Origin of the sequence: Paracoccus methylovorus, from assembly GCF_016919705.1 — a bacterium.
Classification (GTDB): Bacteria; Pseudomonadota; Alphaproteobacteria; order Rhodobacterales; family Rhodobacteraceae; genus Paracoccus; species Paracoccus methylovorus.
Genome location: NZ_CP070368.1, coordinates 745,747 through 758,401 on the forward strand (window position 1 = coordinate 745,747; position 12,655 = coordinate 758,401).

At 66.1% G+C, this 12,655-nt stretch carries 11 protein-coding genes; 8 read left to right on the top strand and 3 right to left on the bottom strand.

What is annotated here, in order from left to right:
* The first annotated feature begins 81 nt into the window (after positions 1-81).
* The 3 genes from JWJ88_RS03770 to gatB all read left to right on the top strand — a co-directional run bounded on the left by JWJ88_RS03770 (position 82) and on the right by gatB (position 6,714).
* A complete protein-coding gene (locus JWJ88_RS03770; RefSeq protein ID WP_205294774.1) occupies positions 82-3,195 on the top strand; it encodes a hypothetical protein in 3,114 nt (1,037 codons plus the stop codon).
* Positions 3,195-5,105: a monovalent cation:proton antiporter-2 (CPA2) family protein gene (locus JWJ88_RS03775; RefSeq protein WP_205294775.1), complete on the top strand. Its 1,911-nt coding sequence runs from the start codon at positions 3,195-3,197 to the stop codon at positions 5,103-5,105. Before JWJ88_RS03770 ends, JWJ88_RS03775 begins: the two co-directional genes overlap by 1 nt.
* Before the next feature lie 94 nt (positions 5,106-5,199).
* The gene (gatB, locus tag JWJ88_RS03780) at positions 5,200-6,714 is read left to right on the top strand and encodes an Asp-tRNA(Asn)/Glu-tRNA(Gln) amidotransferase subunit GatB (RefSeq protein ID WP_205294776.1); all 1,515 of its coding nucleotides are present in this window, start codon (positions 5,200-5,202) and stop codon (positions 6,712-6,714) included.
* 66 nt (positions 6,715-6,780) lie between these two features.
* Here the strand turns inward: gatB and JWJ88_RS03785 are convergent, their stop codons facing one another.
* Positions 6,781-6,921 (bottom strand): hypothetical protein, encoded by a 141-nt coding sequence (locus JWJ88_RS03785; RefSeq protein WP_205294777.1) that lies wholly within the window; start codon positions 6,919-6,921, stop codon positions 6,781-6,783.
* A gap of 61 nt (positions 6,922-6,982) precedes the next feature.
* Between JWJ88_RS03785 and JWJ88_RS03790 the strand changes: the two genes are divergently transcribed.
* Positions 6,983-7,456 (top strand): DUF4177 domain-containing protein, encoded by a 474-nt coding sequence (locus JWJ88_RS03790; protein ID WP_205294778.1) that lies wholly within the window; start codon positions 6,983-6,985, stop codon positions 7,454-7,456.
* 69 nt (positions 7,457-7,525) lie between these two features.
* On the opposite strand, the gene JWJ88_RS03795 is transcribed toward JWJ88_RS03790, so the two are convergent.
* Entirely contained in the window at positions 7,526-7,741 is a 216-nt protein-coding gene (locus JWJ88_RS03795; RefSeq protein WP_205294779.1) for a SlyX family protein, read from the bottom strand.
* A gap of 48 nt (positions 7,742-7,789) precedes the next feature.
* On the opposite strand from JWJ88_RS03795, the gene hisS reads away from it, so the two are divergent.
* The 4 genes from hisS to JWJ88_RS03815 are packed head-to-tail and all read left to right on the top strand — an operon-like array spanning position 7,790 to position 11,436.
* Positions 7,790-9,274 (top strand): histidine--tRNA ligase, encoded by a 1,485-nt coding sequence (gene hisS / locus JWJ88_RS03800; RefSeq protein WP_205294780.1) that lies wholly within the window; start codon positions 7,790-7,792, stop codon positions 9,272-9,274.
* The gene (locus JWJ88_RS03805; protein ID WP_205294781.1) at positions 9,271-10,338 is read left to right on the top strand and encodes an ATP phosphoribosyltransferase regulatory subunit; all 1,068 of its coding nucleotides are present in this window, start codon (positions 9,271-9,273) and stop codon (positions 10,336-10,338) included. Before hisS ends, JWJ88_RS03805 begins: the two co-directional genes overlap by 4 nt.
* A complete protein-coding gene (hisG, locus tag JWJ88_RS03810) occupies positions 10,335-11,012 on the top strand; it encodes an ATP phosphoribosyltransferase (RefSeq protein WP_205294782.1) in 678 nt (225 codons plus the stop codon). Before JWJ88_RS03805 ends, hisG begins: the two co-directional genes overlap by 4 nt.
* Before the next feature lie 55 nt (positions 11,013-11,067).
* Positions 11,068-11,436, top strand: a complete 369-nt coding sequence (locus JWJ88_RS03815) for a hypothetical protein (RefSeq protein ID WP_205294783.1) — start codon at positions 11,068-11,070, stop codon at positions 11,434-11,436.
* A gap of 58 nt (positions 11,437-11,494) precedes the next feature.
* Here JWJ88_RS03815 and ftsY read toward each other — a convergent pair whose 3' ends face one another.
* Complete coding sequence (gene ftsY / locus JWJ88_RS03820) at positions 11,495-12,595, bottom strand: signal recognition particle-docking protein FtsY (RefSeq protein WP_205294784.1); 1,101 nt, start codon at positions 12,593-12,595, stop codon at positions 11,495-11,497.
* Positions 12,596-12,655 lie beyond the last annotated feature (60 nt).

Sequence of the window (12,655 nt, forward strand, 5' to 3'; positions counted from 1 at the left end):
CTGGGTTAGTTCAGAAGGATCAATCACGAAGATGCGCCCAAGGATGCCCCGGGTGCCCGGAACCGAAAGCAAAGCCCGTCGATGTCGCTTGATTCCGTTACTGAATACGCTCTTTCCTTCAGCGAGGACGCCGTGCATGTCGAACGGCGCGAACGGGGACAGGGCGGCACCGCCCCGGCGGCTTGGCGGCATATGGGCTCGGTCGATTTCGCATCGCCCGGCTTTCACGAGGAACTGGCCCAGCTACGCGCCATGGCGACCGGCGCAGGACCCGAGGTGGCGCTGCCTGTCACCTTGATCATTCCCGACGACCAGATCCTTTATACGACACTGACCGTCGCGCCGGGCGCGGATCGCGAACATGCCGTGGGCCGGGCGCTGGACGGGCTGACCCCCTATGCGATCGAGGATCTGGCCTTCGATTGGGAGGGCGATGGCGACAGCGTGCGCGTCGCCGCCGTGGCCCGCCAGACCCTGCGCGAGGCCCGCGACTTCGCCGAACAATACGGTTTCGACGGGCAGGCCTATTGCGCGTCCCCTGCCGCCGGGGTCTATCCGGGCGAGCCGGTCTTTTCGCTGCGACCGGCCTCGCGCGTCCGCACCCAGGTCGATCCGGCGCAGGCCGCCGTCACCGCCTCGGCCTTGCTGATCGAGGAAGAGGACCCCGAGGACGCGGCGGAACAAGAGGCGCTGGATCTTGACGCCGACCGGCCAGAAGCGACCGAGGGCGAGGCTGTCGATAGCTTTTCCGACGCAGATGCTGGACAGGCAGAGCCGCTGTCCGAGGAATCCGCCCCGGCAGAAGTGGGTGAGGCGGAGGAGCCAAAGGAAAACACCGGCCCGATTTTTGCGCCGGAAGCTGCCGCAGAAAATATCGAAGATATCGGCGTAGGCTCAGAAAATTCCGAAGAAATTTTGGATAAGACGGTGGGAGAGGCCTTGGCCGAGGAAACGCTGCAGGATGAAGGGGCTGCGGTTTCTGAGGGGGCGTTTGAGGATCCCGCCGAAACCCTTGCTGCCGAGGCCGCTGGGATTCCGACTGAAGCCACCGCAGCTATGGGCGGCGCTGCACCTACTGCGGGGCCGAAATCCGCGCCTCGGGCGTCGAACGAGTTGAACCCGCGTGCCCGCGCCTTGCATGAGCGTGCGGCCAGTGCCCGCCAGACTCGCCCTGCAGGCAGTGCGCCGCCCCAGCAGCCGAAGCGTGTGGGCCAACGTGGCGGTCTTGCCGGATTGGTCACCATGCTGGGTGCGCTGGTCGTGGGGTTGATTCTGATCTGGGCCTTTCTGGTGCCGAACCGAGAGCCCGCGCAGATTGCAGCGGTTGCCCCCGTTGAACGGGCCGCCGTCCCGCACCCTGCCGAACCCGCCCCGGCGCAAACGGCTAATCCCGCTGTCGCTGCCCCGGTCGAACCCACGCCCGCGCCGGCTATCGCCGAGCCAGTTCAATCCACTGATCCAGCCACTGATCCAGCCACTGATCCAGCCACTGATCCGGCCACTGATCCGGTTGCGGCCGAACCCGCCGCGATTGCGCCCCAACAGCCTGCAGCGGTGAACCCGGCAGCTACCGCCACCCCGCCGGTCTCGGCCCTGACCGAGGAAGAGCAGCGCCGCGTCATCGTTGCTGCCGCCGCCGTCGCCGCCGCCGTGGTGCCTCCGGTTCAGGCAACTGTCGCGACAGAACCTCAACCCCAGCAGCAGGCCCAGGAAACGTCGCCGCGGTCCGCCGCTGAAACGCCGCAGCCTGCTGCTGTGCCCCGGCCTGCGGCCGTGGCTGCTCCGGCCCCTGCGCCAGCGCAAGCTCGCCCTGCCGGACCTGCACCCGCTGCCACCCGGCTGACCAGTTCGGCGCGGCCGCAATTGGCGCCACGCCGCAGCACACCGCAAACCACGGTGCCGCGTGCAGATACCGCGCCCCGCTTGCCCTCGGACCCGCTGCCTTTCGAGGCCAGTCAGCGCCGTGCCGACCCCGTCGCCAGCGCCCGGCCGCCCGCTCGCAGCCGTCCTGCCGCTCCGGCTGCGACCCCGGCGGTGGTCCCGGCGCAAGCTCAGGCTCAAGTTCAGTCCGCCACGACGACCAGCAACGCGGTCATGCGCGGCTCTGCCCGGCCGCCGTCGCGGCCCGAGGGTTCGACCCCCGAGCTTTCGGGGGCAGACCTGTCTGTCGACAGCCTGACCCCGGCCGAACAACAGCATTTGCGTGACCTTATCGGAGATATTGGACGCAGCGGGCTGGTTTCGCTTGATCCCATGCCGCGCGGCGAGCGGCTGGCGCAGGCCCGCCCTCAGCGCAAGCCGGGCGCCAGTCCCCCGGCAACCGCCAGCGATGTCGTTAGCCCCTCGGCCATAGATGCCGCGCTGAGTTCTGCAACCACGCCGCCACCAGACAAGCCGGCCCGCACGGAAACCGCCGCTGCGCCCGCCCGGGATTCGGGCGGGCTTTTGCGTGGCTCGTCACGTCCGCGCGCCCGTCCCGGCACGGCTGCTGCCGCCGCGGTTTCCGGTGAGGCTGTCGAGGCGGCCCTCTCCGCCGCGGTCGCGGCTTCGCCTGCGTCGCCGGGTGGGGTGCAGCTTTCTGCGCTTGCCTCGTCCCCCTTGCCGCCCCGGCGCGGCGACCGGCCCGCTGCGTCGCCCGAGGCGGCTGCCAATCCCGCGCCTGCCGAGGCGGCTGCCGCTGCCGCAGCGCCCGGCGTCGGCGAGGCTGAACTGGACGCCCGCCGCAAGCTTGACGAACAGTTGCAGGCACAGGCCGAGGCCCGCATCCGTGCCCGCGCCGCTGCCGATGCCAAGGCCGAGGCGCAGGCCCGCGCTCAGGCCGAGGCCCGCGCCCGCGCCCAAGCGGATGCCGAGGAACGCGCGGCCCGCGCCAAAAGTCAGGAATACAAGCCGCCCGAGATCGACAACGAGCCCGAGATCGCCGCCAGCGCCCTGACCGGGGGGGCGACCTCGGCCTCGGTGGCCAAATCCGCGACTCAGGCCCGCGCCATCGACCTGGGCCGCACCACGGTCATCGGCATCATCGGCGCCGGCAAGGCCAGCCGTGCGCTGATCCGGCTGCGCAACGGCAAGGTGGTGACCGTCCGCCTGGGCGACCGCATCGACGGCGGCACAATCAACTCGATCGGCGATGGACGGCTGACCTATGTCAAGGCCGGCCGCACCCACGAATTGCGGATGCTGGACGGGCGCTGATGGAGACATTCCTGCTGATCGCCACTGTCTACCTGACGACAATGGTGATCGCTGTGCCGCTGTCCGCCCGACTGGGTTTGGGCTCGGTCCTTGGCTATCTGATCGCGGGCATCGTCATCGGTCCGGTGCTGGGTATTGCCGGCACGCCGGGCGAGATGGCGGACTTGCAGCATTTCGCCGAATTCGGCGTGGTGATGATGCTGTTCCTGATCGGGCTGGAGTTGGAGCCGCAGGCACTGTGGCAGATGCGCAAGCGCCTGCTGGGGCTGGCGAGCATGCAGATTCTTGGCACGGTCGCGCTTTTGGCGCTGGTTGGTATGGCACTGGGGCAGGACTGGCATATCGCGGTTACGCTGGGCATGATCCTGTCGCTGAGTTCCACCGCCATCGTGCTGCAGACGCTGACCGAGAAGTCGCTGATGCACACTCCGGGCGGTCGCAGCGCCTTTGCGATTTTGCTGACGCAGGACATCGCGGTGATCCCGATGCTGGCGCTGATGCCGCTGCTGGCCACCCGCGCGCCCTTGCAGCAGGCCGAGGATCATATCGGCGAAGCCTTCATGCATTCTCTGCCCGGCTGGGGGGCGGCGCTGGTCACCTTGGGGGCGGTGGCGGCGGTGGTGCTGATGGGGCAATACCTGATCCGGCCGCTGTTTCGCTATGTCTATTCCGCCCGCCTGAACGAACTGGATACCGCCGTTGCGCTGCTGATCGTGGTCGGTATCGCCTCGCTGATGGAGTTCGTGGGCCTGTCGCCGGCGCTTGGCACCTTTCTGGCCGGGGTGATGCTGGCCGGGTCGGAATTCCGTCACGAGCTGGAAGGCCAGATCGCGCCTTTCAAAGGTCTGCTGCTGGGGCTGTTCTTCATCACCGTTGGCGCGGGGATGAATTTCCAGTTGCTCTTCGAATATCCGGCGACGGTGCTGGGCATCACCGTGACGATGATCGCCATCAAGGCGCTGGTGCTGCACCTGATCGCGCGGCTTACCGGGTTACGGGGCAGGGACCGCACACTGTTCACCCTGTCGCTTGCGCAGGCGGGGGAGTTCGGCTTTGTGCTGATCTCCTATGCCGTATCTCTGGCGATTCTGCCGCGGCTCGTGGCGCAGGGCTTTTTGTTGGTGATCGCGCTTTCCATGCTGGCGACACCCCTGCTGTTCATTCTGTCCGACTTCATCTCGCGCCGCATTGCCGAGGAACGTGCCAGCGACATTGCCGACGAGATATCGGAACAGCAGCCGATCATCATTGCCGGGGTGGGGCGCTTTGGTCAGGTGCTGAACCGGCTCGTCACCATGTCGGGCTACAAGACCACCGTGCTGGATCACGATCTCGAGGTGATCCAACTGATGCGCCGCTTTGGCTTCAAGGGCTATTTCGGCGATCCGACGCGCCCCGAGATCCTGGCCGCTGCGGGCCTCGACAAGGCGCGGGTGCTGGTCGCTGCGCTCGACGACCCCGAGGCGAACCTGCGCCTGATCCGCTATGCCAAGGAAAAACGCCCCGACATCGTGATCATCGCCCGGGCGCGCGACCGGGTGGATGTGTTCCGCCTTTATGCCGCCCGCGCCGACCATATCGTGCGCGAGACATTCGACAGTTCGCTGCGCGCGGGGCGCTATGTGCTGGAGCATCTGGGGCTTTCGCCCTACGAGGCGTCCGAGTTGGAGCGGATCTTCTATCGCATGGACCGCGCCCATATGCGCGAACTGGCCGAGGTCTGGAAACCGGGCGTTCCGGTCGATGAGAACGGCGAATACATGCAGTTGAGCCGCGACCTGAACCGACAGCTTGAAAACGCGCTGATGCAACGCTTTGCCGACGGCCCCAGCGCCGCCCCCATCGCTGCCGAGCCGGACGAGGCACCCGAACATGGGCTGGCACGACCCGGCCGTCCCGGTGGACGCTGATCGCGCCTTGCAACAGTGCGGGGGTGGCGTGCGACACTTGCGAGCCGCGCGCCAAGCGCCTAGAAGGCGGGGCAACCTCGCCAAGGGAAATGCCATGCTTGACCATCTGACCTATACCGCCCCCGAACCGAAAGTCATCCAGGGTGCGAAACAGGACTGGGAACTGGTCATCGGGCTGGAAGTCCATGCCCAGGTCGCCTCGAACGCCAAGCTGTTTTCGGGCGCCTCGACCGGCTTCGGGGCCGAGCCGAACAGCCATGTCGCCTTCGTCGATGCCGCCATGCCCGGCATGCTGCCGGTAATCAACGAATTCTGCGTGGCTCAGGCGGTCAAGACCGGCCTTGGTCTGAACGCTGCGATCAATCTGTTCTCGGCCTTTGACCGCAAGAACTATTTCTATCCCGACCTGCCGCAAGGCTATCAGATCAGCCAACTCTATCACCCCATCGTGGGCGAGGGCGAGGTGATCGTGGACATGGCCCCCGGCGTTGCCCGTCGCGTCCGCATCGAACGCATCCACCTGGAACAGGACGCCGGCAAGTCGATCCATGACATGGACCCGAACATGTCCTTCGTGGACCTGAACCGCACCGGCGTGGCGCTGATGGAGATCGTCAGCCGCCCCGACATCCGCGGCCCCGAAGAGGCGGCGGCCTATGTCGCCAAGCTGCGCCAGATCATGCGCTATCTGGGCACCTGCGACGGCAACATGCAAAACGGCAACCTGCGCGCCGACGTGAACGTCTCGATCTGCGCGCCCGGCGCATATGAACGCTATCAGGAAACCGGCGATTTCAGCCATCTGGGCACCCGTTGCGAGATCAAGAACATGAACTCGCTGCGCTTCATCCAGGCCGCCATCGAATACGAGGCCCGCCGCCAGATCGCTATCGTCGAGGATGGCGGCAAGGTCGTGCAGGAAACCCGGCTCTACGATCCCGACCGGGGCGAGACCCGCTCGATGCGCTCCAAGGAAGAGGCGCACGACTATCGCTATTTCCCCGATCCCGACCTTTTGCCGCTCGAGATCGAACAGGGCTGGGTGGACGAAATCGCCGCCGTCATGCCGGAACTGCCCGATGAGAAAAAGGCGCGTTTCGTCACCGGGCTGGGCCTGTCCGAATATGACGCCGGCGTGCTGACCGCCGAGGTCGAGAATGCCGATTACTTCGAAAAGGTCGCAGCCGGCCGCGATGGCAAGCAGGCCGCGAACTGGGTCATCAACGAACTCTTCGGCCGCCTGAACAAAGAGGGGCTGACGGTGGAAACCTCGCCCGTCTCGGCCGAACAGCTTGGCGGGGTGATCGACCTGATCGCCGGTGGCGCCATCTCGGGCAAGATTGCCAAGGACCTGTTCGAGATCCTCTGGACCGAAGGCGGCGATCCCGCCCAGATCGTCGAGGCGCGGGGCATGAAGCAGGTCACCGATCTGGGCGCCATCGAAAAGGCGGTGGACGAGATCATCGCCGCGAATCCGGCGCAGGTGGAAAAAGCCCGCGCCAATCCCAAGCTGGCGGGCTGGTTCGTCGGCCAGGTGCTGAAGGCGACGGGCGGCAAGGCCAACCCGGCTGCCGTGAACGAACTGGTCGCCAGGAAACTCGGCCAATAACCTGCATGTCGGCCCCGACGAATATCGGGGCCGCGTCGGGAACCGCCCGGATCGGGTATCTTCGCCCTAATCGGCCATCCTGCCGTTCTGGTCATGCCCGCCGCCGATCTCGTGATCGGCCTTGGCAGCCACCCGGACGACCCGGATGCCGTCGCGCCTCGCCGGCGATTCCTTGCTGCGCCCGTCTGGCAGGGCGGCCCGGCTCAAGCTGCCGCTTCCCTTGCCGCCGCATCTCGCCTAACTTGCGGGGCAAACGAAAGGCCCAAGCATGAGCTACGAATACACCGTCATCCCCGCCCCGGCGCGCGGCGAAAAGGCCAAGGGCGCCCGCAGCGGGATCGAGCGTTTTGCAGCGACCCTGACCGACCTCATGAACGATATGGCCCGCGACGGCTGGGACTATGTCCGCGCCGAAACCCTGCCCGCCGAGGAACGCTCGGGCCTGACCAGCCGCACCACGGTTTATCATAACCTGCTGATTTTCCGGCGCGCTCTCAACCAACCCGAAGTTCCGCAAGCGGTCGTTCAGCAGCCCCAGCCGGTCACTCCCGCCTACGAACCCGAACCCCACCAGCCAGAGCCCGAGGCATCGACGCCCGCCCGTGGCCCCTTCAGCCAGCCGATGCTGGCCGCATCGAAGCCCGTCGCATCCGGCGCGCCGCCCCGCGTTTCTGAGCCACCGCTGACCGCGCCGCAAGCATCAGTGCCCAATGGTCCGCGTTTGGGCCCGGCCAGCCGCTGAATTCTTTCGTGTCCAAATATCCCGGGGTGAGCCCCCGGCACGGGGGCGAGGGGCAGCGCCCCTGACCCCTTACCAATGCGGCGGACGCTGATCCGCCAACGGAATCGTCCCGGTTTCGGCCTCGCGTTCCGCTTCGCGCTCCATCAGCAGGCCGATGCGTCGCGCCAGCCGGGCGATCTCGCCTTCCTGCCGTGCTACGATCCCTGACAGATCGTCCGTCTGCCGGGTCAGATGTGCCACGGCCACCTCCAGCCGTTCGATCCGTTCCTGCGTCTGCTTGTCCATCCATCCTCCATCCGTTAGACCGCCGCATGGAAAAGCCCGAGGCAAACCATGGCGAAAGATCAGAAGAAACAGCCCCGTCCCAAGGCCGAGACGCCCAAGGGGTTCCGTGACTATTTCGGCGCCGATGTGACCGAACGCAAGCAGATGCTCGACCGTATCGCCGAAATCTATCATCGCCACGGTTTCGAGCCTCTGGAAACCAGCGCCGTCGAAACCGTCGAGGCGTTGGGAAAATTCCTGCCCGACGTGGATCGGCCCAATGCCGGCGTCTTTGCCTGGCAAGAGGCCGAGGTCCCGGGCGGCGGCACTGGCGACTGGCTGGCGCTGCGCTATGACCTGACCGCGCCGCTGGCGCGCGTCGCGGCGCAGTTTCGCAACGACCTGCCCAGCCCCTATCGCCGCTATGCCATGGGGCCGGTCTGGCGCAACGAAAAGCCAGGGCCCGGCCGTTTCAGGCAGTTCTATCAATGCGACGCCGATACCGTGGGCGCGGCCTCGGTCGCGGCGGATGCCGAAATCTGCGCCATGCTGGCTGCTGCGCTGGAACATGCCGGCATCGCCCGCGGCGATTACCTGATCCGCATCAACAACCGCAAGGTGTTGAACGGCATTCTTGAATCGATGGGCGTGGATCATGGCAAGCCCGCCGACGACGTGCTGCGCACCATCGACAAGTTCGACAAGGTCGGCGAACAGGGCGTGCGCCAGCTTCTGACGACCGGGCGCAAGGACGATTCGGGCGCTTTCATCGACGGGGTGGGTCTCAGCCCCGAACAGGCCGAGCCGGTAATCGCCTTCCTGACCTCGAAGGGCACGGACAATACGCAAACGCTGGCCAATCTGCGCGCTGCCGTGGGCACCTCGGAAGCCGGTGCCGAGGGGGTCGAGGAGCTGGCCCAGATCGCGGCGATGCTTGCCGCCATGGGTGTCGGAGAGGACCGCGCGGTCATCGACCCCTCGATCGTGCGCGGCCTTGGCTATTATACCGGCCCGGTTTTCGAGGCCGAACTGACCTTTGAAATTCTGGACGAGAAAGGCCGCAAGCGCCAGTTCGGCTCGGTTGCGGGCGGCGGGCGCTATGACGGGCTGGTCGAACGGTTTACCGGCCAGAAGGTGCCGGCCACCGGCGTTTCCATTGGCGTGGACCGGCTTCTGGCCGCGCTGCGCGCCAAAGGGCTGATGGGTGGGGCCGAACAGGGTCCGGTCGTCGTCACCGTCATGGACCGTGAACGCATGGCCGATTATCAGGCCATGGCCGCCGAGTTGCGCGCAGCCGGCATTCGGGCCGAGGTTTATCTGGGCAATCCCAAGAACTTTGGCAACCAGTTGAAATACGCTGACAAGCGCGACGCCCCGGTCGCCATCATTCAAGGCACGGACGAAGCGCAGCGCGGCGTGGTGCAGGTCAAGGACCTGATCCTGGGGGCAAAAATCGCCGCAGAGGCCAGCCATGACGAATGGAAGGCCCAGCCCGCCCAGACCGAGGTGCCGCGTCAGGATCTGATCGCGGAAGTGCGGCGCATTCTGGGATGAGCAAGCGCGAGAAACAGGCGATCGGCCAGCAGATACTGAGCGCCTTTCGTGCTGCAGGGGCCGAGGAAGTCGCACCAGACATCCTGCTGGAGGCAGAAACGCTGCTGGATCTTTACGGCGAGGATATCCGCGCCCGCGCCTATGTCACGCAGGACCCGATCCGGGGCGAGATGATGCTGCGCCCCGATTTCACCGTGCCGGTGGTGCAGATGCACATGGCCAACGGTGCCGAACCGGCGCGCTATTGCTATCTGGGCGAGGTCTTTCGCAAGCAGGATCATGGCGAGACCCGGCCGGACCATCCGCGCGACAACGAATATCTGCAAGCGGGGTTCGAGCTTTTCGCCCGCGATCCCGATGCCGATGCCGAGGTCTTTGCGCTGTTCCACCAGATCCTTGCCCCCCTGAGACTGCAAGCCAGCATGGGCGATATGGACCTGTTGATGGATGCAGTACGCGCTTTGCCGCTGTCGGGCGCCCGTCGCGCCGCGCTTTTGCATCATATCTGGCGGCCCAAACGCTTTGCGCGGCTGCTTGCGCGATTTTCCGCGCCGACCTTGACCCGCAGCTTTCCCGAAAGCGATGCGCCTTGGACCGGGCTGCGTTCGCCCGACGAGATGCAGGCCCGGATCGACCGCTTGCGGACCGATGCGGCCGAGGCACCGCTGGCGCCGCAATGGGTCGAGAGGCTGGAGCGGTTGTTCACGATCCGCGCCCCGGCCCCCGAGGCGTTGCGACAGTTGCGCGCGCTTGCCGCCGAGATCCCCGACATCGCCGAAGCCGTGGACCGGCTGGAGCGCAACCTCTCCGCTTTGGCGGCGCGCGGCATCGATGTGGAGGCCATCCATTTCGACGCCAGCCACGGTCGCCACACGATGGAATATTACGACGGCATGACCTTCAGCTTTGCAGCAGCGGGGCATGAAGACTGGCCGCCGGTCGCCTCGGGCGGGCGCTATGATGCCTTGGCTGCCGTGCTGGGGCAGGCGCGCGGGCGCTCGATCCCGGCGGTTGGGGGGGTCATTCGCCCGGGCCTCGTCCATGAACTGGGGGGCTTTGAATGATCCGGCTGGGCGTGCCGTCCAAGGGGCGGCTGATGGAACAGACCTTCGACTGGTTCGCCGCACGCGGTGTGCGGCTGTCGCGCGCTGGATCCGAACGTGAATATGCCGGCCGTGTTGACGGGGCCGGGAACGTGGCGCTGGTCCTGCTTTCGGCCGGCGAGATCCCGCGCGAATTGCAGGCCGGCCGCATCCATCTGGGCGTGACGGGCACCGACCTGATCCGCGAGAAGCTGGCCGGCTGGCGCAGCCAGGTTGAGGAGGTGGCACCCATGGGCTTTGGCCATGCCGACCTGATCCTGGCCGTTCCCGCCTGTTGGAGCGATTGCGACGATCTGGACGATTTCGCGACCATCGCGCGCGATTTTCGCGCCGAGCACGGCTTTCGGCTGCGTATCGCGACGAAATACCACCGCCTCGTCAGGGCCTGGCTTTCGGCCGAAGAGGTCGCGGATTACCAGCTTGTGGACAGCCAGGGCGCGACCGAGGGCACGGTGGCGAACCTGACCGCCGAGGCGGTTGCCGACATCACCTCATCGGGCGAGACGCTGCGCGCCAACCATCTCAAGATTCTGGGTTGCGAGCCGATCCTGCGCTCGCAGGCGACACTTTTGCGGTCGCTTTCGGCGGGGGATGATGCCGAGGTGCGTGCTTTCGCGGCGCGGCTGGGGTTATAGAAACCATTGGCGGGGCAGGGGCGTTGACTTCCTGCGCCGCTTATGGAGAACGACGATGCGCCTGCCGGTCCTGATGCTGTTTTTGTCCGCAAGCCCCTTGCCGGCCTCGTCCGAGGAGGCTTGGCAGCAGTTTCGCGAGGATGTCGAGACCGCCTGCACGACGCTTGCGCCCCAAGAGGGGGAGACGGCGATCGAGGTGAATCCCTTTGGATCGGAAAGCTATGGCGCGGCGCTGCTGATCACCACGCTCGCCGATGGTGGGGCGGATCGCTATGTCTGCATCTATGACAAACAGGCAGGCACCGCCGAACTGACCGCCCCCTTTACGCCGCCGCAAGAGGTGACCGAGCCACAGGCCGATGCGGATGGCACCGTCGCGCCCGATGTGAATGCCAGGACCGACGCGCATCTCGTCAAACCCTGACGCCGCGCCGGCTAGTCAGGTCGCAGGGGGTATTTGGGCAACGAAGAAGCGGCTTGGGTCAGTCCCCCAGGCCGACCAGAGCCCGGGCAAATTCGCGGGCATCGAAGGCGTCGAGGTCGTCGATCTGTTCGCCAACGCCGATGGCATGGATTGGCAGGCCGAAACGGTCGGCCAGTGCCACCAGCACCCCGCCGCGGGCAGTGCCGTCCAGCTTGGTCATCACAAGGCCCGAGACATCGGCCAGTTTCTGAAAGGTCTCAACCTGGCTCAGCGCATTCTGACCGGTAGTGGCGTCCAGCACCAGCAGGGTGTTATGTGGTGCGGAAGGGTCCTTTTTGCGGATTACCCGGACGATCTTGGCCAGTTCCTCCATCAGGTCCTGGCGGTTTTGCAACCGGCCCGCGGTGTCGATCATCAACAGATCCGCGCCCTCGGCCTCGGCCCGGATCATGGCGTCGAAGGCCAGGCTGGCGGGGTCGGCACCTTCGGGCGCCGTCATCACCGGCACACCCGCACGTCTGCCCCAGACCTGCAACTGCTCGACGGCTGCGGCGCGGAACGTGTCCCCGGCGGCAATCACCACGTTTTTGCCCGCCGCCTTGAACTGGCTGGCAAGCTTGCCGATGGTCGTGGTCTTGCCCGAGCCGTTTACACCGACGACCAGCACCACCTGCGGGCGTTTGGGATAAAGCGGCAGGGGTTTGGCGACCGGGGTCATGATGCGGGCGATCTCGTCAGCCAACAGTTCTTTCAGTTCGGTGGCCGAGACGCGGCGGCCCATGCGCCCTTCGGCGATATTTGCGGTGACGCGCAGTGCGGTCTCGACGCCCATGTCGGCCTGGATCAGCATTTCCTCCAGTTCCTCCAGCATCACATCGTCCAGCTCGCGGCGCGGTTCGGCGATGGTGGGCGTACTGCTGAAAAGCCGCCCCAGCATACCCGTACGCGCGACTTGTGCGGCCGGATCCGCAGAAGACCGGATCTCAGAGGCTTGTTCTGGCGTTGAAGCAGGTGTGCTGCCCGCAGTTACGTGCGCCCAGTCCTGTTCTGTCTCCGGCGCTTTCTCGCTTGCGCCCTCAGTGACGATATCCTCCAGCCCCGCGCCAATCTTCGACGACGAGCGTGTCAGCCGGTCGCGCAGCTTTGAGAAAAACGACATGCACCCATCCTTCTGTCTGTCGCGCAGAACCTAGGCAATCTTGGGCAAAAGGAAAAGGGC